This window comes from Flavobacterium zubiriense (genome assembly GCF_041729725.1).
Classification (GTDB): Bacteria; Bacteroidota; Bacteroidia; order Flavobacteriales; family Flavobacteriaceae; genus Flavobacterium; species Flavobacterium zubiriense.
The window spans coordinates 50037-72720 of sequence record NZ_JBCFQL010000003.1; the positions used below are offsets into that span (position 1 = coordinate 50037).

The 22684-nt window shown below is 34.2% G+C and carries 15 protein-coding genes and 1 tRNA gene; 7 read left to right on the forward strand and 9 right to left on the reverse strand.

From position 1 onward, the window contains the following. The first annotated feature begins 271 nt into the window (after positions 1-271). The 3 genes from AAGV28_RS03470 to AAGV28_RS03480 are packed head-to-tail and all read left to right on the forward strand — an operon-like array spanning position 272 to position 4150. Positions 272-1366: a PKD domain-containing protein gene (locus AAGV28_RS03470; protein WP_373405431.1), complete on the forward strand. Its 1095-nt coding sequence runs from the start codon at positions 272-274 to the stop codon at positions 1364-1366. A gap of 41 nt (positions 1367-1407) precedes the next feature. Further along, positions 1408-2775: a glycoside hydrolase family 88/105 protein gene (locus AAGV28_RS03475; RefSeq protein ID WP_373405432.1), complete on the forward strand. Its 1368-nt coding sequence runs from the start codon at positions 1408-1410 to the stop codon at positions 2773-2775. Positions 2776-2791: 16 nt separating this feature from the next. Next, entirely contained in the window at positions 2792-4150 is a 1359-nt protein-coding gene (locus AAGV28_RS03480) for a sulfatase-like hydrolase/transferase (protein WP_373405433.1), read from the forward strand. A gap of 146 nt (positions 4151-4296) precedes the next feature. On the opposite strand, the gene AAGV28_RS03485 is transcribed toward AAGV28_RS03480, so the two are convergent. Next, a complete protein-coding gene (locus AAGV28_RS03485; RefSeq protein ID WP_373405434.1) occupies positions 4297-7032 on the reverse strand; it encodes a glycosyl hydrolase in 2736 nt (911 codons plus the stop codon). A gap of 430 nt (positions 7033-7462) precedes the next feature. Between AAGV28_RS03485 and AAGV28_RS03490 the strand changes: the two genes are divergently transcribed. Further along, on the forward strand, positions 7463-7702 hold the full coding sequence (locus AAGV28_RS03490; protein WP_373405435.1) for a helix-turn-helix domain-containing protein: 240 nt from the start codon (positions 7463-7465) through the stop codon (positions 7700-7702). Between the two features lie 51 nt (positions 7703-7753). On the opposite strand, the gene AAGV28_RS03495 is transcribed toward AAGV28_RS03490, so the two are convergent. After that, positions 7754-7835: transfer RNA gene (locus tag AAGV28_RS03495), tRNA-Leu, on the reverse strand. Positions 7836-7949: 114 nt separating this feature from the next. On the opposite strand from AAGV28_RS03495, the gene AAGV28_RS03500 reads away from it, so the two are divergent. Beyond that, positions 7950-9338, forward strand: coding sequence for a dipeptidase (locus AAGV28_RS03500; RefSeq protein WP_373405436.1), 1389 nt, complete (start codon positions 7950-7952; stop codon positions 9336-9338). Positions 9339-9563: 225 nt separating this feature from the next. Here the strand turns inward: AAGV28_RS03500 and AAGV28_RS03505 are convergent, their stop codons facing one another. The 4 genes from AAGV28_RS03505 to AAGV28_RS03520 all read right to left on the reverse strand — a co-directional run bounded on the left by AAGV28_RS03505 (position 9564) and on the right by AAGV28_RS03520 (position 15164). Further along, complete coding sequence (locus AAGV28_RS03505; protein WP_373405437.1) at positions 9564-10310, reverse strand: DNA translocase FtsK 4TM domain-containing protein; 747 nt, start codon at positions 10308-10310, stop codon at positions 9564-9566. Further along, entirely contained in the window at positions 10310-12217 is a 1908-nt protein-coding gene (locus AAGV28_RS03510) for an ATP-binding protein (RefSeq protein ID WP_373405438.1), read from the reverse strand. Before AAGV28_RS03510 ends, AAGV28_RS03505 begins: the two co-directional genes overlap by 1 nt. Then, complete coding sequence (locus AAGV28_RS03515) at positions 12195-13388, reverse strand: hypothetical protein (protein ID WP_373405439.1); 1194 nt, start codon at positions 13386-13388, stop codon at positions 12195-12197. Before AAGV28_RS03515 ends, AAGV28_RS03510 begins: the two co-directional genes overlap by 23 nt. Before the next feature lie 417 nt (positions 13389-13805). Next, the gene (locus AAGV28_RS03520) at positions 13806-15164 is read right to left on the reverse strand and encodes a saccharopine dehydrogenase family protein (RefSeq protein ID WP_373405440.1); all 1359 of its coding nucleotides are present in this window, start codon (positions 15162-15164) and stop codon (positions 13806-13808) included. Between the two features lie 518 nt (positions 15165-15682). Here AAGV28_RS03520 and AAGV28_RS03525 point away from each other — a divergent pair. Both AAGV28_RS03525 and pckA read left to right on the forward strand, forming a co-directional pair. Continuing rightward, on the forward strand, positions 15683-16075 hold the full coding sequence (locus AAGV28_RS03525) for a DUF423 domain-containing protein (protein ID WP_373405441.1): 393 nt from the start codon (positions 15683-15685) through the stop codon (positions 16073-16075). 75 nt (positions 16076-16150) lie between these two features. After that, entirely contained in the window at positions 16151-17740 is a 1590-nt protein-coding gene (gene pckA, locus AAGV28_RS03530) for a phosphoenolpyruvate carboxykinase (ATP) (RefSeq protein ID WP_373405442.1), read from the forward strand. A gap of 79 nt (positions 17741-17819) precedes the next feature. Here the strand turns inward: pckA and infB are convergent, their stop codons facing one another. From infB to rimP, 3 genes are read right to left on the reverse strand one after another with little or no spacing between them, the layout of a single operon-like run. After that, the gene (infB, locus tag AAGV28_RS03535) at positions 17820-20756 is read right to left on the reverse strand and encodes a translation initiation factor IF-2 (protein ID WP_373405443.1); all 2937 of its coding nucleotides are present in this window, start codon (positions 20754-20756) and stop codon (positions 17820-17822) included. Positions 20757-20805: 49 nt separating this feature from the next. Next, a complete protein-coding gene (gene nusA / locus AAGV28_RS03540) occupies positions 20806-22059 on the reverse strand; it encodes a transcription termination factor NusA (protein ID WP_373405444.1) in 1254 nt (417 codons plus the stop codon). A gap of 14 nt (positions 22060-22073) precedes the next feature. Further along, positions 22074-22538 carry a ribosome assembly cofactor RimP gene (gene rimP, locus AAGV28_RS03545; RefSeq protein WP_373405445.1) on the reverse strand — a complete coding sequence of 155 codons (465 nt, stop codon included), beginning with the start codon at positions 22536-22538 and terminating at the stop codon, positions 22074-22076. Between the last annotated feature and the right edge of the window lie 146 nt (positions 22539-22684).

Below are 22684 nucleotides of genomic sequence, written 5' to 3' on the forward strand. Positions count from 1 at the left end.
AAGCAGGACAGTACAGGATTCTGGTATCAAATTAAAATTTTAATATTGAAGTATTAATAATAACAAAATTAATTTTGCATCATTTTTTAAATAGCATAAAAAAGCAAAACATGATTTTGGTACAGGAAAAAGAAATTTAATCCTTTAAAGGACAATAATAATTTAGTTTTTAGTTTAGTTTTAGAGTGAGTTTTTAGTTTTAAGCCCTAACTTTTGTTGGGGCTTTTTTAACTTAGCCCATTAAGAGCCAAAAACCTTAAATAAATACCCAATGCTTTTTAGAATCAAATCCTTTTTCAATCTTAAATTATCTATAGTAATTTTGCTATCCATTGGTATAAAAACTAATGCACAAGACAATAGAAGTTTTCAGGTTTTTCAATTTCCTGCCAATAAAATTCCAACCATTGACGGAAATAGCGAAGATTGGAAAATAGTTCCTAATAATTACGTGGTTGGAATGGATCAATTGTGGGACGACAGTGGAAAACAACCGAATGCCGACCCAAAAAACCTGGATGTTAGCGTAAAAGTAGGTTGGGTTAAAGGACTCAATCGCTTGTATTTTCTTTATGAAGCTTATGATGATTATTGGGATTTTTCTCTGCCAGGATTACACAATGACACTTTCGAATTAATAGTTGATGCCGACCAATCTGGCGGACCGTTTATTGATCGTTTTCATCCCAATCCAAATCTAACCAATACCATGGACGCCTACTTTTCCTATCACGGAGTTCATGCGCAAAACTATCATATTTTTACTCCTGCCGTTGAGAAAGACTGGACTATGGTTTGGGGAAGCCAGCCTTGGATTAAGAATTTACCTTACGCCAATGCTTCTTATCATTATGATTTTAAACCAGGACAAAGCGGAAAACTAACCTTAGAATTCTGGATCACTCCCTTTGATTATGCCGGAAATGATCCATCGAGAGCAGTGGAATCCATCTTAACAGAAAACAAAAACATAGGTCTTTGCTGGGCCATAATCGATTATGATGATGTTCATAAAACCGAAAATAACGGTTTCTGGAACCTTTCAAAAGAACACAAAATGTATGGAAATGCTTCCTACAGTCTGCCTTTTAAACTAATGCCGTTGGAAAACCAATTCAAAAAAGATATTGAAGCCAAATGGTCTCATAAAATTGTAAATATGAATAAAAAAGAAGTCGCTTTCTTCGATGAATCGGAAGGTGAAATCGACTCCTGGAATTGGGATTTTGGCGACGGAACTACCGATACCACTCAAAATCCTATTCATCGATATAAAGAAGCAGGAAAATATATTGTAATTTTAAAAATCAAAGGATCAAAAGGAACTTCTCAACTATCAAAAGTTTGGGATGTGGCCGTAAAATAACAGCTAATAAAAATCGAACTAACTATCAAAATTTAAGTATAATGAAAACCAAACCGTTCTCAAATCGAATTAAAATAGGCGTTGCTGTAACCATATTAGCAATCCCAACATTGGCAAATGCACAGCAACCGGCTAATGATGTTACCGCACCACTGCACCTTTTGCAAGCCGATTATCCAACGCCTTATGGGGTAAAATCAACACAGGAAATTAAAGCAACTATAGATAAAATATATGATTTTTTAGAAAAAACAACACCTGCCAGTTTAATAAACAATAAAACGAAACAGGAAGTTAGTGATCTAAAAAAACTAGACGAAAACACTATATTTTCTCCCGGAACTTTTAGATTAACCAGTTACGAATGGGGAGTAACTTATGCTGCGATGCTTTTAGCCACAGAAGCTACAGGAGATCAAAAATATGCCGATTACACCAACAAACGATTAAAATTAATCGCTGATATTGCTCCATATTACAAAAAACAACTTCAAAAAAATCCAAAATTTCCATCGCCAATACACGGTTTTTTAACACCACACGCTTTGGATGATGGCGGCGCTGTTACCGCCTCGATGATTAAAGCACAAAGAGCGGGTTTAAAAGCCGATTTGAGACCATTAATTGATGATTTCATGAACTATATCAGTACTAAAGAATTTCGTCTTACCGATGGAACGCTGGCCAGAAACAGACCTCAACCCAACACTTTATGGCTAGACGATTTGTTCATGTCGGTTCCTGCTTTAGCACAAATGGGCAAATTAACAGGCGATGTAAAGTATTATGATGATGCTGTAAAACAGGTAAAACAATTCTCAGAGCGAATGTATAACAGCCAAAAAAACCTGTACATGCACGGCTGGGTACAATCAATGGAAGAACATCCACAATTTCATTGGGCTCGTGCCAACGGTTGGGCGGTGATGACCTTAGTCGAGTTATTAGAAGTTTTACCAAAAGACCATTCAGGATACAATGCTGTTTTAAGCCAACTACAATCACACATTAAAGGATTAGTTGCCTATCAAGATGGGACTGGTTTCTGGCATCAATTGATTGATCGCGATGACACCTACTTAGAAACATCGGCAACTGCTATTTATGCTTATTCGATTACTCGCGCTATCAATAGAGGTTATATTGACAAGGCGGCTTATGCTCCAGCAGCCTTGTTAGCTTGGAATGCAGTTGCTACAAAAGTAAACAACAAAGGAGAAGTGGAAGGAACTTGCGTAGGAACAGGCATGGGCTTTGATCCTGCTTTTTACTACTATCGTCCAATAAATGTTTTTGCTGCTCATGGTTATGGCCCAGTAATTTTAGCTGGATCAGAAATCATTATGATGCTTAAAAACAATGAATTCGAAATCAATGATAGTTCCTTACAGTTAAAAGCACGCAAATAATTTTAAAATACAATTCATGAAAAGCCTCATCTTAAACACCATAGTAGTATTATCAAGCTGTTTTTTATCTTTTGCACAGAAAACAGCCACTCCTACTACACCTAATTTTGTAGTTATTGTTGCTGATGATGCAGGCTGGAATGATGTAGGTTATAATGGTTCAGAAATAAAAACCCCGAATATCGATTGGCTTGCCAAAAAGGGTGCACAACTCAATCGTTTGTACGCTGCTCCTACATGTTCTCCATCCAGAGCGAGTTTTTTCACGGGAAGACCCTCAAGTCGTATGGGGATTGTAGCACCTATAAGCGACAAAAGCAACTTAACGCTTCCTAGTGATGTTACCACTTTGCCACAAGCTTTGCACCAACAAAATTACCAAACAGCTTTGTTTGGAAAATGGCATTTGGGTTTAAATCCATCTAGCGGACCTAAAGCCTATGGTTTTGATTATTCGTATGGTTTTTTACATGGACAAATAGACCAATACAGCCATGAATATAAAAATGGAGATCCGAGTTGGCATCGAAATGGCGAATTCATAACCGAAAAAGGACACGTTACTGATTTGGTCGAAAATGAAGCAATCACATGGCTTAAAACCAAAAGAGATCCTTCTAAAAACTTTTACATTCAGCTGAGTTATAGCGCTCCGCATTTTCCTTTGCAAGAAGATGACAAATGGAAAAAGCCCTATTTAAAAACCATTAAAAATAATTCTCGAAGAGATTATGCCGCAGCTATGTCGCATTTAGATTATAGCATTGGGCAAATAATGAAAACTTTAAAACAACAGCATTTAGACAAGAATACAGTCCTTATTTTCATGAGTGATAATGGCGCTATGGACAAATGGAATCCTGGAAATCAATACAAAGGTAGACACGCAGCCAATGATGTTTTGGGTAACAATTTCCCTCTACGAGACTGGAAAACTTCAAACTATGAAGGCGCAATACGTGTTCCCGCAATCATTTATTGGAAAAACAAAACAAATAGTTCATTGAACAACAATTACATTTCGGTAACTGATTTAATGCCTACTATTTTGTCTTTGGCTGGAGCCAAATCTATTCCTGCAACTGTTGAAGGACAAAACATTTGGAATTCGATTATTACTAAAGATTCTATCCCAAATCAAGCCATCTACATTCGTGGTCATCTACAGGAAAGCATTATTGAAAAACCTTGGAAATTAATTAGAACAAGACATAAAAATGCACCAACTGTTTTTGAACTTTTCAATATCGAAAAAGATCCTGAAGAAAAAGAAAATCTAGTGCTGACTCATCCAAATGTGACCAATAAATTAAAACAAAATTTAGACCTTCAATTTGCCAAGGATTCTAAAGAAGTCAATTCAGCTGGAGAATAAATTAAGATAACAATCCTTAGTTGCACCAATTTTAAAAATGGCAGAAGTAAGGGATTGTCATAAAAATTAAAATTATCTTAAAAAGAAAACTTCCTAAATACTCTATAAATGGAGTACTTAGGAAGTTTTTTTTCAACGCGTTAAAATTAATTCAAACTCTTTAATGGTGTTATAGTAACTGAAGTAGTCAATCCAGAAGGCATTGGAGTCCATTTAGTAGCATCAAATTTATTATAGTCCTTATCGACCATATTGATTTCGTAGAAAATTTTCCATTCCTTACCTTTCTTTTCCATGTCAATCACTCTATTGGCAGAAAGATTAGTAACCTGAACTTTCAATTCGTTTTTTCTTTTCTTCAATTTCCCTAAATTGATTGTAAAAGGTACTGACCATGCATCGCCAATATATTCACCGTTCAACCAAATTTTAGCACTTTCTCTCACATCCCCTAAATTTAATTGCCAGTTATCAGCAGCTACTTTTGGAGCATCAAATTGTAAAGTATACAATGCCGTTCCTGAAAAAGCTTCCGTTTCTGGGCTAATTTTAGTCCAGGATTCTAAAGTACTAACTTTTGCCGGAGCGGGTAAAGTTGGCCCTCCTTTTTCAAAAGTCAATTTCCAATCTCCTTTTAAAACAATTGGTTCTGCTACGGCTTCGTAATATTTCCAAGGTTTTTCAGAAGTTGTATTCTCCGTTTTCAGAATAAATGATTTACCAGATTCAATGCGAAGTTTTACCAAAGTAATTTGTCCTTCTTTCTTAACCATCCCATTACCAACATTTCTATTCAATGGATCTAAAATTAACACTTCTTTATTGGCTACAGCCAAAGGAATAAATCCTTCGATTGTTTTAGCAGTATGATTCACTAAATAATAGATTTTTTCTCCATCCAAATCTCTTCTAATGAATTTCAAACCAGTTTTCACTAATGTTTCCGGTTGTTCATTGGCATCAGCCAAAGCTTTAAACAAATCACTCACCGGATTTATAATAGCCGAATTAGAAGAAAGTAATGCCGATAATTTGGTGTTTTGAGCTTCGAAATCGTTAAACCCGGGAACTGATTTTGGCAAACCTTCAAAAATAATATGCGCACCCGCTTTTTTCAAAGTAATCAATTTTTCTAAAGTAGCCAATGGCATTTTATCGCAATTAGGAATCACTAATGATTTATAACTGCCTCCAGGCAAAACTAGCATCCCGTCTTTTACCGTAGCCTGAGTAATAAAACTATCCGAAACAAAATCAACTCCATAACCATTATCCATCAACTTTTTTGTGGTATCGTAAAATGGAGTTCCATGCAGCCATTCCTTTAACGAGTGAATCTTGAATTGGAAAAATAAATTCCCATCTAAGCTTTTTCCCCAGGTATCGTAAACTGGATAATACAACAAGGTTTCATTATCTGGTTTTCCAGCTTGCAACATCGACTGGCAATTAGCAATATAATCGAACAATCCCGGAGCGTCTTCCCAAATTGAATTAGTAGCATTAAAATTTACAGAAGCATAAAATTTCCATCCCGGCCATTCGGCTCTTTTAGGTGAATAAGTAGAACCATGAAGAAAAACATGATTGATTCCGTTAAGCATTAAGTCTTCTACTTCTGGTTTGCATTGTGACAAAGCCGTTTTAAAATGGTCTCTCAGCCAAGTAAAAGTCTCTGAAGAAGTTAATGGTTTTCCAGCAATATGCGCCGCCGAAGAAGAGAATTTCAACATTACAGGATCGGCATCGCCATCTCTAATATCTTCTTTTTCACGTCTGAATCCCGGAATATCATAAGGCATAGAACCAAAAGTTTCACACTCTGGAATATCAGCAGATGCATACAAATCAATTAAATTCCCAGGTGAACCGTGCGCTTGTAACTTGGTTTTGTAATTTTTCGAATTCGCCCATTTTGTCCAAGGCAAATCAAATTTATTTAACAATAAATCAGAAATTGTTTCTCTGTAATCACTTTTAATTCTGTTTCCAATTTCAGAATCTTCTTTAGACAACAACTGCGGAAGGTATTTTTTTAAATCATACCCTCTGCGCTTTTCAAATTCTTGCAAAAACAACGGAGTGAAATCAGTACCATATACTTCGTAACTGTCATTAAAAATGGCTCTCAGTTTTCCTTCAAATCCCACTAAAGCTTTATCAAAAGGAGCGACATAAGCATTGAGGGCTTCTGTAGAAAAATGATCTAAAGTGTAGCCTTTTCCACCCGGTGCAGCACGTTTAACCTGCTGAGCTGTTTTACCAGCAAAAACAGCATACAGTGTATAATTTGTTTTTTTAGCTTTCCAGTTTAGTACATTTCCTTTCAATTCACTTGTCAAATCAAGAAAAGAACCATCAGATCCGTAAGCCGAAACCGCTAATAATTGCGCTGGAACTTTTTCCTTTACTGGATCTACTTTTATTTCTTTATTAAACTGTTCGTTTATCTTAACCTCATATTTCTCTACAACTAATTTAGTTGCAGCGTTTTCTAACGAAACCTGAGATCCGCCATACGGCCATCCAGTTCCCAAAACCATATCGACCTGTAAACCCAAACTATCGGCAATTTTTACCGTGTAGCCCAGCATTTCCATATACTTTGGCGACAAATAATCAATAAAATTATTTTCTTCTCCTTTTACTCCATAAATAGGTGTGATTTCAACTCCTCCAATTCCCACTTTTTGAAAATCGATTAAACTGGATTTCAAATTAGGTTTGTCTACTGCACTTCCCATCCACCACCAGCGAGCCCATGGTTTATTTACATTTTTAGTTTCGGGCCAAACTGAATTTGTTTTATTTGCCTGCGCAACACCATTTAGAGAAAACAGAATTCCGACAATAAACGGAAGATAATTGAGTTTAATTTTCATTGATTTTATATTAAAATTAGTGGGGGTCAAACTTAAATTGAAAAATCCAACCTCCTTATTTTTTAAAATTTGAGTAAATTTTATTCAGAATATAAAATTATCAAACTTGACCTTCTTAAGCATCCTGCCCCATCCTGTTAATTACCTATACCATAAAGAGGATTACTATTTCAAAAATAGCTTTTAATTTACGACTGCCGTATCATCAACAACAATGCCATTTGAGAGTATTTTGAAATTGATTCAAAAAAGTGAAAAACCCGTATGAATAATCAAAAGAGCGTTTGTTTTGACTTATATCAATAAATGAGAAATCTAAGCACAAAAGCAATCTATTTTGTTGCTTTATAAAAAGTTTCAAAGACCAAACCACTAAACAGAAATGTTAAAAAAGAAACACACTCTGTAAATGACTATTTAGACGAAAAAAATGGCAAGCAAGGCACAGCCGAAAGTGAAGAGTTCACAAAAAAAAACATTGTCTTTTTATTATGGCGAATTGATAAAAGAAAAACGCAAGAAAAAAAAGCTAACCCAACAACAATTAGCAGACCAAATAGGCAAAGAACGTGCCTATATTGCCAAAATAGAACAAGGCAAAACTGATTTACAAATTTCTAATTTTGTGCAAATAATTAATGCATTTGGATTATCATTACAGATTGCGTAATCCATCAAAAATAAAGGCATAAAAAAAGCTTCTCGATTGAGAAGCTTTTAGTGCGGATAATAGGACTCGAACCTACACGCCTTGCGGCACCAGATCCTAAGTCTGGCATGTCTACCAATTTCACCATATCCGCATGTAATTGTGGGTGCAAATATAAGCATACTTTCCAATATTCAAAGTAAAAAATTAAAAAAAATTATAATTCAGTTTTTTGTATTTTTGAAAGTATCAAAACCCAGCACAATCAATGGAAAACATCACAAATTACATACAACAAAACAAAGATCGCTTCATCAACGAATTAATTGAAATATTAAAAATCCCTTCTGTAAGTGCTGATTCTGCTTATTCACAGGATGTAATCGATACTTCTGAAGCCGTAAAACTTAGTCTTGAAAAAGCAGGTTGTGACAAAGTCGAAATCTGCGAAACCAACGGCTACCCTATTGTTTACGCCGAAAAAATAATTGACCCTAATTTGCCAACGGTTTTAGTTTACGGTCATTATGATGTACAGCCACCTGACCCAATTGAACTCTGGACTTCTCCTCCATTCGAACCCGTAATCAAAAAAACCAACATTCATCCCGAAGGCGCTATTTTTGCCCGTGGTGCTTGTGATGACAAAGGCCAAATGTACATGCACGTCAAAGCATTCGAATACATGATTCAGAGCAACACCCTACCTTGCAACGTCAAATTCATGATTGAAGGCGAGGAAGAAGTGGGCAGCGTGAACCTAAAAAGCTTTGTCGAAAACAACGCAGCAAAACTAAAAAACGATGTGATTTTAATTTCAGATACTGGAATGATTTCTAATCAGCAGCCATCGATAACTACAGGATTACGCGGGTTGAGTTATGTTGAAGTCGAAGTTACAGGCCCTAACAGAGACTTACATTCTGGATTGTACGGAGGTGCAGTAGCTAATCCAATTAACATTCTGAGCAAAATGATTGCTTCGCTACACGACGAAAACAATCGCATAACAATTCCTGGATTTTATGACGAGGTAGAAGAATTATCGCTTGAAGAACGAGCCGAAATGGCCAAAGCGCCTTTTGATATCGAAAACTACAAAAAAGCACTCGATTTAAAGGATGTCTATGGCGAAGAAGGCTATGTTACCAATGAAAGAAATGCCATCCGTCCTACACTGGATGTCAACGGAATTTGGGGAGGCTATACGGGTCAGGGAGCCAAAACCGTTATTCCTAGTAAGGCTTTCGCCAAAATTTCGATGCGACTGGTTCCCAATCAAGACTGGGAGGAAATCACCGAGTTATTTACCAAACATTTCATCGCGATTGCTCCCAAAGCGGTTACTGTAAAAGTAACTCCGCATCATGGCGGTCAAGGATATGTAACCCCTATTGACAGCATTGGTTATAAAGCCGCTAATATGGCCTACACCGAAACCTTTGGTATTCCTGCCATTCCGGTGCGTTCAGGCGGAAGTATTCCTATTGTCGCTTTATTCGAAAAAGAACTAAAAAGCAAAACCATCCTGATGGGATTTGGACTCGACAGCGATGCGATTCACTCTCCCAACGAACATTTTGGGATTTTTAATTACCTAAAAGGAATTGAAACCATTCCGTTGTTTTATAAATATTTTGTGGAGTTGTCGAAGTAAGCTAACCGCAAAGTAAGCTAAGTTTTTCGCAAAGTTCTCTAAGTTGAAACAAATGAAATCCGTTCAGTAATGGGCGGATTTTTTTTGGGCGTTTCCGCCGCGGCGGGCGGGCTATCCGCTGTATCTTTTTATTTAAAAAAATAAAAAGGATGCCGCTTCTATCCCTAACGCAAATGAATGGATTAATGAGTAAAAAAACACATTAGTGTCAGGTTCTTAAAGATTTTAATTATTTAATAAGCTTTCAATATCCTTTACAACTTCAAACAAATCTGAGGGAATTCCATGAAAATTACCGCAGTTTTCAGAACAAGCTTCATTGTGTTCGGACTTATATCCTTCCATTACATTAAAATAACCCTTTAATTTTGAATCAAATAAAAACGCTAAAATATTTACATATTCATCCTTCACATTTTGATTTATAACAGTATCATTTAAAACTTCTGAAACTGTTTGTTTAAAATAAATTAAAAGAGATTTCAATTCTAAAAGTTTTGGTTCTAATTCATATGGTGTTCTTATTTTGTTACCATAAAAACTATTCTTAGAATTAACTAATAATTTATGAATTGCCTGTGATCCTTGATAATTAAATTTTTGTACATTTCCTTTTTGAGTATCATCCATGTAAGAAAAATAAAAACTATTAATTTCTTCTCTTAAAATTGAAACTTTTGTTTTTAAGAACTCAATCCTATTATTTATTAATCCTTCTTCTTCTTGTTTTTCAAATTGTTTTCTTACTTGTTCATTTGCATCAATTTGTGCTTTTAAAGCCAAATACACCAAAACAGAACCAAAAAAACCGAGAAAAGGTGCCGTTATACCTCCAATTGTATCTCCAATTTCTCCAGTACCCACAAAAGAAACTAAACCCAGATTTCTTGTTATTAAATAAGGAGTGAACAAAATTAGGACTCCAAAAAATACAATTAAAAACCATTCATTTTTAGACAACTCAATCTTCATTATTTCCAATTATTAGTTAACACAATTGTTTCATTATAAGGCTCATATCCTTCATTTATTTTATCAACTTTTATGACTACTGGCAAATCAGCTGAAAGACCCGCAAGAATACATGCTCCTTGTGGTAAAATTGATAAACTATCAAATGATACTTTATCTAAATAAGAAACGGTTCTGCCAATCGCTTCAATATCTTTGTTGTTGATTAAACGATGCAAAAAATAATTATGCAATTGTGATATTATTGTATCTGAAATATCAGATGGTCTTTGGCTTGATAAAGATAAAAATACCCCGAATTTTCTACCTTCTTTAATGATCTCTTCAAATGTTTCTAAGCGATAATCTTTCCAATTTTCGCTTTCTCTTATTGAATTTCTCGATAAAATATTGTGTGCTTCATCAATAATTATATTAAGATATTTATCTCTTGATAGATTATTTTTTTTAAAATATTCGTAATAATATTTGCATACGACTAATGGAATTATCTTTTTCATTTCCACATTAACATCGTTCAATGATATTATTGTTAAAGGTTTTTTATTATTAATAATATCCTCGCTGTCTATCTTAAATACTTTAGTAATCTGATTAAATTTTGTTTCAACTCTATTGTACAATGGACCTATATGTTCTCTTGAATAAAACCCTTTTAAAATCACATAAAAATAATTAAAAATTATTTGCAGTCTAATTTTACTAAAAATTGAAATTTTTTCAACATGAATTTCGAGTTCAAAAACAACCGATTTTAAGTTATCTGTGAATTTTTGAGGCTCTTTAGAGTTATCAATACCAAAAAAAATGTTTTGACCATAATTAATAATCAAGTTAGCTCTAATCCTATTTCTAATCTCTTTTAAATTTGAGAAAATAACACACTCAGTAGTATTAACTTTTAACAATTCATCTAAAAAATAAACATGAAAATCTTTTTCTAGATTTTTAGAGCCCTGAGTTAAAATCAAAGCTAAATTATTGAAAATTAAATTCTTAAGACCATCTTCTGTTTTTGTATATTCAATTAAATATTTTTTTGATAGAGAACTATCCAAAAATGGTTTTTGAGTTTGCTCTGTAGCTTTTAACAGTATAGACCAAAAAGTTAAATCATTAACCTCTGACTCTGGAATAGGGAAACGATCTCCATCTAATTTTGAAGTCGATAAAAAATATCTATCCTTATATTCTTTATCAATTATTATCGTTTCATCTTTTTTGTTTACAGCATATTCTCCATTAAAGTCAATTAATAGAAACTTCGCATTATTTTGAAACTTTGATGATTTTGAATATTTGTTTATCAATTCATGATACAACTTTGCTAACGTATAAGACTTACCACTTCCAGTATTTCCAAAAATGCCAATATGACTAGCAAATAGTTTGTCGACACTCAGTTTGATACTTACACTTGTTTCATTTAAAAGAGTTCCAATAGTAATTAAATCAGCTCCTTCTTTTGCAAAACTATGAATCATCTCAAATTCATCTTGAGTCAATAAGAAACAATCATTTTCAATTAATGGCAGCTCTTTTAAACCTTGTTTAAATTTAACTACAACATCATCTTTATCACTTTCTCTATCAATAAAACCAACTAATGTTACATTTAAAAATCGCTTTATTTTGTCTTTAAAATTTTTATACTCTGTTTGAGATAAGTTTTTATCATCTGAAATATATTCTCCTTCTATTTTACCTATTATCTCATTAAAACCTTTGGTGATTTTTACATAAGAACCAACGGAAACATTTTTAATTATTTCACCTTCGTAAATTAAATGTGGTGCATTTTTTTCCTTATCGACTTTGATAATTATTTTATTACCTCTTACTTCATTAACCGAACCGATTTTTAATACAGATTCAGAAATTAAATCATTGTTTAGCTTCTTCATCATTATTATTTGGTTTATTTTTTATTTTGATAAGTTCATATTCTCCTTGATTGAGTTGATAAGATTTGCTATCCAATCTTGAAGCGATTTTGCCAAACACATTTTTTATAACATTTGAAAAATCTCCAAGAACAATACAATTTAAATTATTAAACTTACTTTCTCCAAGTTTATCTTCAATATCATTCTTTGCTTTATCATTAAAACAAAAAACATAAACAATTAATGTTGGATTTGAATTAGCAACTCTTAATGTGATTTGTTTAATATGTTCATCTGCAAAAGAAAATCCACAAACAAACAACACTGAATTTTCTTTTTCAAGTGCATTAGAATACATCCTTAATTGTTCGTAATATTCTAATCGTAATGTTGTTGATTCAAATTTCTCCTTATTTGGGTTAATCATTACTAAGTCTTTATACTCTTTCAAAAACTTAAAATGATTTTCTAAACTTTTAACCTCTAATTCAATTACTTGTTTTTTTGCTATATCAAAATCTGTAATATTAGATACAATCTCATTTTTTTTATTAAATTTTATTTCATCTAGTTTTTTTAAAGTTTGTAGTGAAGAATCATATATGATTTTAACTTCATCACTACCTTCTTTTACTTGTTTCCAGGTAACGGAACCGTGAAGTTTAAAAAGATTAAATAATGGTAATTCTGATTTGAAATCATATTGAGCACTTGATTTAAAAAAAGTTTTTTGATAATTACTTGTGCTAAAAACGGGTTCGAATTTCCCACTAAAACCATCATTAAATTCTACTCCTGACTCATCTAAAGTTTTATCAAGAAACAAATCCATATTTGTGGTAAACAAATTAACTTGTCTATTTAAAAGGCTTGTTTTTCTTTTTAAAAGAACAATATTTAAAGCTTTTATAAATTCATTATAATTGTTTTTAGTATTCTGATAATCAATTTCTTTTTTTACAGATATATTGCTCAAAAGACGAAGATTTCCCCTGATACATTTATCAAAATATTCATATTTAATAGAAGTTTCAAGAACTTCAGTACTATTTTCTCCTTCCAATTTTGTTAAAAGTTCTTCAATATTATTTAGTGTTTCCAAATAATCTCTTGAAGCACCCGAACCAATCATGAAATTTATATGACAACTTTCAATTATTTTTTCAATCTTTTCTAACTCTTTATCATTCATAATTATATTGTCATTAATTTATATTTATTTGTCTCCTATAAAACTGAATTTTTATTTCTCCAAATCTACCTCTTCCTTTATCAAAATACATTTGACAAGCTTTATATTATTTCGTCATTCAAATATAAATTATTTTCTTACAGTTTAATCATTAGTTTTAAATAAAAATAGTTTTAGAAAAACTCTAATAGGTAGTTTTCAGAAATAAAACTACTTAATTTTTTAAATACTTGGCTGAGATTCCTCCTCTGTCGGAATTAACAAACTGGTAAATCCCTCTGAATTTGCGTTAAGGATGGAAGCGGCATCCTTTTGCTTTTTTCTTTAAAAAGCAAAAGATAGAGCGTACAGCCTGACCTCGTTGAAAAATCTGGAATTAAATATTATTTTTTCAACGAGGGAACGCCCAAATTATTATCAACTATACTTATACCCCAAATACGGCAGCATTTGTTCCTTAAAAACAACTCCATATTGTTCCAATTCTTTTAAAACGGGTAAATACACTTCTTTCAGGATTGGAATTTGAACGCCTGGAGTTGTAATCTTTCCGTTAAGGATTAACAAGGTAGCCATGGCAACAGGCAGTCCAACGGTTTTTGCCATAGCAGTGTAAGTTTGGTCTTGTCCTATGCAAACCATTTGGGAATCCATTTGGACTTTTTTGCCGTTGATTTCGTAGCCAAATTTATGATACATCACAATCATGTCTTTGTCATCGGGCTGAAGCGTCCAACTGTCATTGAGGATTTTTTCTAAAATTTGGGCTGGAGTAGCATTTTTAAGTCCGACAATTTTCTGGTCGTTGAATAAATCCAACTCTAGCAATTTGTCCCACATGATGTCGTCCTGGTCAATTTTGAGCAACAAACGGGTTTTTATCTCTACGGAATCCGTTGGGTGATACGGCAAAAACGAATTGATAAACTGGCGATAGCTCATGTTTTCGGAATCTTCCATCACATAAGAATCATCGGTCATGCCGAGTTGCACAAACATATTCCAGGCTTTGGAAAAACCAACACGACGAATGGTTCCGCGATACAAAGTAAGAATGTCATCTAAGCCATAAATGCTTCGATATTTTAAAGAATCTCTGTTCGAATACGCCTCAAATCGGCCGTAACCTTCCACTTCCAGAAATTCGGTACGACGAAACAAACTGGTGTACGGAATGTATTTATAACTGCCTTCCTGAATAAATTTGGCCACACCACCCTGACCCGCCAAAACCACATTACGGGGTGCCCAGGTAAATTTGTAATTCCAAAGATTAGTATCCGATTCGGGAGCTACGAGTCCGCCACAGAAAGATTCGAACAAAAGCATTTTTCCGCCTTTTTCTCTAATTTCGTCAATTACTTTCATGGCGCTCATGTGATCGATTCCGGGATCTAATCCCATTTCGTTCATAAAAATGAGTCCGTTCTGTTTCACCTCTGCATCCAACGCCTTCATTGCATCACTGATATAAGAAGCCGTAACCATACTTTTCTTGAAAGCCAAACAATCTTTTGCGATTTCAATGTGCAAATGAGCAGGCAACATCGAAATGACAATATTCGCTTTTTCAATGGCGGCACTTCGCTCGTTTTCATTAAAGATATCTAGAGTAATTGGAGTGGCATTAGGATGATTATTGGTTTTATTTTGAGCTAATTCCAAAGACAAATCAGCAATTACAAGATGCAATTGCTCTTCTTGGGATTTTTCCAAAAGATACTGAATCAGCGAAGAAGCAGACCGACCTGCACCAATAATTAGAATTTCTCTCATAGCTGGAAAATAGAACTCAAAAATAAGGAAATGTTTGTGCTAAGACAAATAGTAGCCATTAAATAAAAATAACCGCAAATTGCTTAGTCTGTACTGTATCGCTTGGCCAATTACATTAAGTTAAGGGTCCGCCTGTTCGAGTTGGCTTACAATTTGCGACAGAAAATTGTAAGCCAGTATCGAGAACTCTAGTTTACACAAAGCTTCTCGATACAATTTTAAATAATAAAGCTATCGCATTATCATTTAAAATCACTCGAAGTGACGACTAAAAAAGCTTAACTTAATGACATTAATCGCTTGGGATGCCAATTATTTTTTCAAAATCTTTGTGAAACTCTGTGGAACTTTTGCAAATCTTTGCGAAAAAACTTTGCCAACTTTGCGGTAAAAATCAATCTACTTTCTTAACAAAATTCACAAAACTTTAGCACAACAAACAGTAAACTATCCTCCAAAAAGCTTTTGGATTCCTTTGATTTCGAATACTTTTGTATAGAACCTAAACAGAAAAAAAAATGGATAAGAAAACAATTTCAACAGCGGCTTTACTCGGAATGATTGCCATAATTCTAGGTGCTTTTGGCGCTCATGCCTTAAAAAAAGTACTCAGCATCGAACAATTAGCCACCTTTGAAACGGGAGTTCGCTACCAAATGTATCATGCTTTGTTTCTATTATTCATTGGATTAATCCCTGATTTAAGTTCGAAAGCAAAAAACAACATTTACAATTTGGTGCTTTCGGGTGTGTTATTATTCTCAGGTTCGATTTATCTATTGGCAACCAACGCGCTTACTCCTATTGATTTTAGAGTAATTGGCTTTGTAACGCCTATTGGCGGACTATTGTTAATTTGTGCCTGGGCGGTTTTGTTGTATAATATCACAAAAAAGTCAGATAAAAATTAGGAATTCAAAAGAGGAACTAAAATATATGTTTTATCTTTAATTTAGAAACCTAAGAACTACTAAATAAGCCACCTTATGATTGTCAACAACTTGTTTTCTCTTGAAAATATCGGAATTAAAAACGCAAAAATTCACTATCAATTAACACCAGATCAATTGCACGAAATGACCTTGAATCGTGGAGAAGGAAGAGAAACATCTACGGGAGCCCTAGCCATCAACACGGGGAAATTTTCGGGTCGCTCGCCACAGGATCGCTTTATTGTAAAAGACAGCGTTACTGAAAACGAAGTGTGGTGGGGCGATATCAACATTCCTTTTGAACCGGCAAAATTTGATGCGCTTTACAACAAAATAACAGCCTATTTATCCAATAAAGAACTCTTTGTGAGAGATGCGTATGTATGTGCCGATCCCAATTATAGATTAAATGTGCGTGTGATTACTGAAACTCCTTGGGCTAATTTATTTTGTTCCAATATGTTTCTGAGACCCGAGATTAAAGAACTAACAAGTTTCGTTGCCGATTGGACTGTGCTATGTGCTCCGAGTTTCTTAGCTAATCCCGAAACCGACGGAACGCGTCAAGGAAATTTTACTGCTTTAAACTTTAGCCGAAAAATTATAATGATTGGAGGTACAGGATATACTGGCGAATTAAAGAAAGGTTTATTTTATGTATTGAATTTTATTCTTCCTTCCACACAAAATATTCTTTCAATGCACGCAAGTGCTAATGTGGGCGAAGACGGAACAACCGCTATTTTCTTTGGTTTATCAGGTACTGGAAAAACCACACTTTCTGCCGACCCAACTCGAAAATTAATCGGTGACGACGAACACGGTTGGACTGCCGATAATACGATTTTTAATTTTGAAGGAGGCTGTTATGCTAAAGTGGTTAACCTGAACGAAGAAAGCGAACCCGATATTTATAGAGCAGTTCGCAAGGGAGCCATGATTGAAAATATTGTTTTCAAAGCAGGCACAAATGAAGTTGATTATACTGACATTTCTATCTCTCCAAACACTCGAGTAAGTTATCCTATTGATCACATTAACAACATACAACCAGGTTCTATTGGTCAAAATCCAAAAAACATCTTTTTCCTGACTGCCGATTCCTTTGGAATCCTGCCTCCTATTGCTCGATTAACACCCGGACAAGCAGCGTACCATTTTATATCAGGGTATACAGCAAAAGTAGCTGGAACCGAAGCAGGTATAACTGAACCTCAGCCTAATTTTTCAGCTTGTTTTGGTGCACCATTTATGCCTTTGCACCCCACAAGATATGCCGAAATGTTGAGCAAAAAAATGAAAGATACCGATATAAAAGTTTGGTTAATTAACACGGGATGGACGGGCGGTCCTTACGGTACAGGAAACCGAATGAAATTAAAATACAGCCGCGCTATGATTACAGCGGCTTTAAACGGCGAATTAGACAACGTAAATTACCACAATCATGCTGTTTTTAAAATAGCTGTTCCGGAATCTTGCCCTAATGTACCGAGCGAGATTTTAAATCCGAGAAACACTTGGGAAGACCCAAATTTATATGACACAAAGGCAATTGAATTGGCTCAAAAATTCAAAAGGAATTTTGTACAATTTGAATCTTATGCAAATAACGAAATCCTAGCAGGAGCTCCAGAAGTATAAATCCATTATTTGTAGGAAAGTCCTAAAACACAAAAATCCCGATTGCTCGGGATTTTTTTATAAAAACATATTTTGAATACTATTTCAATTTTTTCTTGATTGCTACTTCATGATACGCTTCAATAACATCTCTTTCTTCAATATCATTAAATCCTTTTACTTGGATACCACAATCATAACCTTTAGCAACTTCTCTTACATCGTCTTTGAAACGCTTCAGTGCAATTAATTCACCTTCATGAATTACTACGCCCTCTCTAATAATTCTGATTTTACCATTTCTAGTAATTTTACCATCCATAACCATACATCCTGCAATAGTTCCCACTTTAGAAATTTTAAATAACTCTCTAATTTCAGCAGTTCCTAATACTTCCTCTTTCATTTCCGGAGCAAGCATTCCTTCCATTGCATCTTTTAAGTCATCAATTGCCGCGTAGATAATTGAGTAATAACGGATATCGATTTCTTCTTTATCAGCCAGTTGTCTTGCATTTCCAGCAGGACGAACATTAAATCCGATAATAATTGCATCAGAAGCAGAAGCCAACATAACGTCAGTTTCAGTAATTGCTCCTACACCTTTATGGATAATATTAATTTGAATTTCTTCAGTAGACAATTTAGAGAACGAATCAGATAATGCTTCAACAGAACCATCCACATCTCCTTTAAGAATTACGTTCAATTCTTTAAATTGACCTAATGCAATACGACGACCAATTTCGTCAAGAGTAATATGACGTTGTGTACGTACTGATTGTTCACGCATTAATTGAGAACGTTTAGCCGCAATTTGTTTTGCTTCTTTTTCATCTTCAAATACATTGAATTTATCTCCTGCCGTAGCTGCACCATCCAGACCTAAAATAGATACTGGTGTTGAAGGTCCTGCAACAGTAACAATATTACCACGTTCATCATGCATGGCTTTAATTTTACCATGATGTTTACCTGCTAATAAGTAATCTCCAATTTTTAATGTTCCGTGTTGTACTAATATGGTAGAAACATATCCTTTTCCTTTATCTAAAAATGCTTCGACTACAGTACCCTGAGCGGCTTTATTTGGATTAGATTTTAACTCTAAAACTTCAGCTTCTAATAATACTTTCTCTAACAACTCTTTTACACCTGTACCAACCTTTGCAGAAATATCATGAGATTGGATTTTTCCACCCCAGTCTTCTACTAATAAATTCATACCTGCCAAACGCTCTTTGATTTTTTCAACATTCGCATTGGGTTTATCAATTTTATTGATGGCAAATATAATTGGCACTCCAGCAGCTTGTGCGTGAGAAATAGCCTCTTTAGTTTGTGGCATGATATCATCATCCGCCGCAACCACAATAATAGCAATATCAGTAACTTGAGCTCCACGTGCACGCATTGCGGTAAACGCCTCGTGACCTGGTGTATCTAAGAAAGCAATTTTTTGACCATTATCTAAAGTTACTCCATAAGCACCAATGTGCTGTGTAATACCTCCAGATTCTCCAGCAATTACATTTTCTTTACGAATATAATCTAGTAAAGAGGTTTTACCGTGATCGACGTGACCCATTACAGTAACAATCGGTGCTCTTACTACTAAATCTTCTTCTCTATCTTCAATTACTTCGATAGCTTCTTCGATATCTACAGTAATAAATTCAACATCGTAACCAAATTCATCTGCAACAATAGTTAATGTTTCTGCATCCAAACGTTGATTTTGTGTAACCATGATACCAAGAGACATACATGTTCCAATTACTTTATTAATTTGAACATCCATCATGATCGCAATTTCACCTACAGTAACAAATTCAGTAACTTTTATAGTTTTACTTCCTTCGTCTAAAGCTCTTTGCTCATCGTCTGATTTTTGACGGTGTGTATCTCTTTTATCTCTTCTATATTTAGCCGCTTTAGATTTTCCTCCTTTTTTACCTTGAAGTTTTTCTAAAGTCTCTCTAATTTGATTTTTTACTTCCTCTTCTGTTGGCTCTACTTTAGCCACAATAGCAGGACGATTTCCTTTTACAAATCCAGGTCTAGCACCTCTATTAGCATTAAATCCTCCGCCACCAGTATTAGGTGTAATTTTGTTAGGATTAGGAGTTCCAGGAGGTCTAGGTGTGCTTGGCGTATTAGTAGTACCCGGTTTAGGAGCAATTCTTTTACGTTTGTTTTTGTTAGCATTTGCACCAGCAGCTCCAGGAGCACCTGGTTTATTAGGAGTGATTTTAGGATCCTCCTTTTTCTTTTTAGGCTTATTAAATTGAGACAAATCAATAGTTTGTCCTGTTAATTTTGCTCCAGAAAGTTTTTGATATTGAGTTGCAATGGCTTCTTCAGCAGGAGCTTCTTCAGTCTTAGCTACTTCTTCCGTTTTCTTAACAACTTCTTTTTCTTTAGCTGCGGGAACAACAGCTGCCTGTTTTTCCTCTTTTACAACTTCTTTCACAACTTCTTTTTCTTTCTTAGGTGCTGTGTTTACAACAACAGGCTTAGGAACTTCGGCTGCAACAGGTTTTTCTTCTTTTTTGTCTGATTCGATTTTCTCTGGAGAGCTAATTTTAGCAGTCGGTTTTTCTTCGACAACTTCAGGCTTAGGAGCAACTACTTTTTCCTCAACTACTGGAGGAGGTGTAGCTTTTGAAGGATTCAAATCTATTTTTCCAACTTGAACAGGTCCTGAAATTACAGCTCTCGCCTTAATTACTTGCTGTTGTTGTCTTTGCAATTCTTCTTCTTGCTTACGTTTATCTTCAGCTTCTCTATCGCGCTCGATACGTAAAGCTTCTTTTTCTTTTCTCTTCTCTTCACTTACTTCTTTCGAAGCCTCTTTTTTCCCTCTGTCACCCGCAAACTGACCGCACAAGACATTGTATACATCATCAGAAATTTTTGTGTTTGGATTTGACTCTATTGCAATCCCCTTATCTTTAAGATAATCCACAGCTCTTTCCAAAGAAATATTCAATTCCCTTAAAACTTTGTTTATTCTTATTACTCTCTCTTCAGACATATAACCTTTTTATTATTACCTATTTTGTTGTGTTGTTAGAAGCATAGAATTAACTATCGAACTCTTCTTTCAATATTTTCATTACATCTAGAATTGTTTCTTCTTCTAAATCTGTTCTTCTTACTAAATCTTCTACATCTTGTTTCAAGATACTTTTAGCTGTATCTAATCCAATTTTTGCAAATTCTTCTATAATCCATTCTTCAATTTCATCTGAGAATTCTGTTAATTCAACATCATCCTCATCTGCAGTTGCTCCAGCAACATCTCCTTCTCTAATAACATCCAATTCATATCCAGTTAACAAACCAGCTAATTTAATGTTATGACCCCCTCTACCAATTGCTTTTGAAACTTCTTCTAATTTCAGGAAGACATCCGCTCTTTTTGTTTCTTCGTTAATTTTTATTGAAGAAACTTTTGCAGGACTCAAAGCTCTTGTGATAAACAACTGAATATTGCTTGTATAATTGATAACATCAATGTTTTCATTCCCTAATTCACGAACAATTCCGTGGATACGAGATCCTTTCATTCCCACACAAGCACCTACTGGATCAATTCTATCATCATAAGAATCTACAGCTACTTTTGCTTTTTCACCTGGAATTCTTACTACTTTTTTGATGGTAATTAAACCGTCAAAAACCTCTGGAATTTCTTGTTCAAACAATTTTTCTAAAAACTTCTCAGAAGTTCTAGACATAATAATTTGAGGTTTATTTCCTTTTAGTTCCACACTTTCAATAATTCCACGCACGTTATCTCCTTTACGGAAAAAATCAGATGGAATTTGTTTTTCTTTTGGAAGCACAATTTCATTTCCTTCATCATCCACAAGAATTACTACTCTTGGTCTAACATGGTGTACTTCGGCGGTGTAAATATCGCCTATTAAATCTTTAAATTGCTTGTAAAGATTAGTGTTATCATGCTCGTGTATTTTTGAAATCAAATTTTGACGCAAAGCTAAAATAGCTCTTCTTCCTAAATCAATCAATTTTACCTCTTCAGAAACTTCTTCACCAATTTCAAAATCCGCTTCAATCTTTCTAGCTTCTGTCAAAGTAATCTCTTCATTTTCGAAATCCAAATCTTCGTCGGCAACGATTACTCTTCTTCTCCAAATTTCCATATCTCCTTTATCAGGATTGATAATGATATCGAAATTATCATCTGAACCGTATTTTTTCTTCAATGCATTTCTAAATACATCTTCTAAAATTGCCATAAGCGTTACACGATCAATAAGTTTATCATCTTTAAACTCTGAAAATGAATCGATTAATGCTAAATTTTCCATGCGAATTCTTTAAATTAAAATGTTACTGTAACAACTGCCTCTTTAATTTCTGTATAAGGTATTTGTTGTTCTTTCTGTACTGTTTCTTTTCCTTTTCCTACTTTTTTAGGCTCTCTTGCTTTCCAAGACAAAATTATGAAATCTTCATTAGCATCAACTAATTCAGCTTCAATTTTTTCAGTATTTGTAGTCACAATCAAAGTTCTACCAATATTTTTTATATATTGACGAACCAATTTTAATGGCGAACCCACCCCTACCGAAGCCACTTCTAGTGAGAAATCCTGCTCTTCTCTATCTAAATTGCTTTCAACTGCGCGACTCACATCAATGCAATCCTGCAAAACCACTCCATTATCATCATCTAAGGTCACAATTACCTTAAAAGCATCAGTAATAGTTAGATCAATCAAAAAAAGTGAAGGTCTTTCTTCTAGAGCTTCCTGCAATAATGTATTTACTTTTTCTTTAAATGTCATATTTTTTATAAAAAGAGGGGACATTTAGTCCCCTCATTATCTAGATTTTAATAAATAACGGCACAAATATAGTGTTTATTTTTATAAACTAAAAATAATTGATTGCTGTAAAATTATTCCTTACCTTTATTACTATTGCAAAATAC

Bases quoted from the DNA above. Each gene is read 5' to 3' on its own strand.
- AAGV28_RS03470 (WP_373405431.1), top strand. From the start codon at position 272: ATGCTTTTTAGAATCAAATCCTTTTTCAATCTTAAATTATCTATAGTA.
- AAGV28_RS03475 (WP_373405432.1), top strand. From the start codon at position 1,408: ATGAAAACCAAACCGTTCTCAAATCGAATTAAAATAGGCGTTGCTGTA.
- AAGV28_RS03480 (WP_373405433.1), top strand. From the start codon at position 2,792: ATGAAAAGCCTCATCTTAAACACCATAGTAGTATTATCAAGCTGTTTT.
- AAGV28_RS03485 (WP_373405434.1), bottom strand. From the start codon at position 7,032: ATGAAAATTAAACTCAATTATCTTCCGTTTATTGTCGGAATTCTGTTT.
- AAGV28_RS03490 (WP_373405435.1), top strand. From the start codon at position 7,463: ATGGCAAGCAAGGCACAGCCGAAAGTGAAGAGTTCACAAAAAAAAACA.
- AAGV28_RS03500 (WP_373405436.1), top strand. From the start codon at position 7,950: ATGGAAAACATCACAAATTACATACAACAAAACAAAGATCGCTTCATC.
- AAGV28_RS03505 (WP_373405437.1), bottom strand. From the start codon at position 10,310: ATGAAGATTGAGTTGTCTAAAAATGAATGGTTTTTAATTGTATTTTTT.
- AAGV28_RS03510 (WP_373405438.1), bottom strand. From the start codon at position 12,217: ATGATGAAGAAGCTAAACAATGATTTAATTTCTGAATCTGTATTAAAA.
- AAGV28_RS03515 (WP_373405439.1), bottom strand. From the start codon at position 13,388: ATGAATGATAAAGAGTTAGAAAAGATTGAAAAAATAATTGAAAGTTGT.
- AAGV28_RS03520 (WP_373405440.1), bottom strand. From the start codon at position 15,164: ATGAGAGAAATTCTAATTATTGGTGCAGGTCGGTCTGCTTCTTCGCTG.
- AAGV28_RS03525 (WP_373405441.1), top strand. From the start codon at position 15,683: ATGGATAAGAAAACAATTTCAACAGCGGCTTTACTCGGAATGATTGCC.
- pckA (WP_373405442.1), top strand. From the start codon at position 16,151: ATGATTGTCAACAACTTGTTTTCTCTTGAAAATATCGGAATTAAAAAC.
- infB (WP_373405443.1), bottom strand. From the start codon at position 20,756: ATGTCTGAAGAGAGAGTAATAAGAATAAACAAAGTTTTAAGGGAATTG.
- nusA (WP_373405444.1), bottom strand. From the start codon at position 22,059: ATGGAAAATTTAGCATTAATCGATTCATTTTCAGAGTTTAAAGATGAT.
- rimP (WP_373405445.1), bottom strand. From the start codon at position 22,538: ATGACATTTAAAGAAAAAGTAAATACATTATTGCAGGAAGCTCTAGAA.